Here is a 642-nt window from a genome sequence, read left to right on the forward strand (position 1 = left end):
ACCCGGCCCGCCGCCATCGCCCTGCTCGCCATCAGCCCCCTCGCCCTCATGACCGCCTGCACCGAAAAGGCCGCCGACACGGGCAGCGACGCGAAATCGGGTGCCATCGCCGTACAGTCCACCGACGCCGCCTGCAAGCTCTCCAGAACATCAGCACCCGCCGGATCCATCGCCTTCGAGGTCAGCAACGAGGGCGGCAAAATCACCGAGTTCTACCTCTACGGCCCCGACGACAGGGTGGTCAGCGAGGTCGAGGGCATCGGGCCCGGCACGTCCCGCGCGATGACCGTGAAGGTCACCGAGCCCGGCGCGTACACCACCGCCTGCAAGCCGGGCATGGTCGGCGACGGCATCCGAGGCAAGTTCACGGTCACTGCGAAGAAGCACCACAACTGACCATCACGCGTGGGGATTTCAGGGCCAGTTCACGTGGGGGTGTAACGCTCCATTTCCATTCACCGCAGAACGGGATGCGGCTTTGATCCGTAGCGGCCGCACGTGGCGCAACCGGGGCCTTCTCCTGTGGGGGGTGGCGGCCCCGGTTGTGCACATTTCGCGACCGCGGGACGTAGGCGGTGTGCCGTTCTGCTCTGCATCCAGCCCACCCCGCCCCTTTGACCCGCCCGCGCCCGGAGGGGGATC

The 642-nt window shown here is 67.8% G+C and carries 1 protein-coding gene; it reads left to right on the forward strand.

Going from position 1 to position 642, the window contains the following annotated elements; all coding sequences use genetic code 11:
- On the forward strand, nucleotides 1–396 hold a 396-nt coding region (locus GUY60_RS38035), incomplete at its 5' end, for a cupredoxin domain-containing protein (protein ID WP_223178789.1).
- Nucleotides 397–642: the final 246 nt, after the last annotated feature.

Source organism: Streptomyces boluensis (genome assembly GCF_009908195.1).
GTDB lineage: Bacteria > Actinomycetota > Actinomycetes > Streptomycetales > Streptomycetaceae > Streptomyces > Streptomyces boluensis.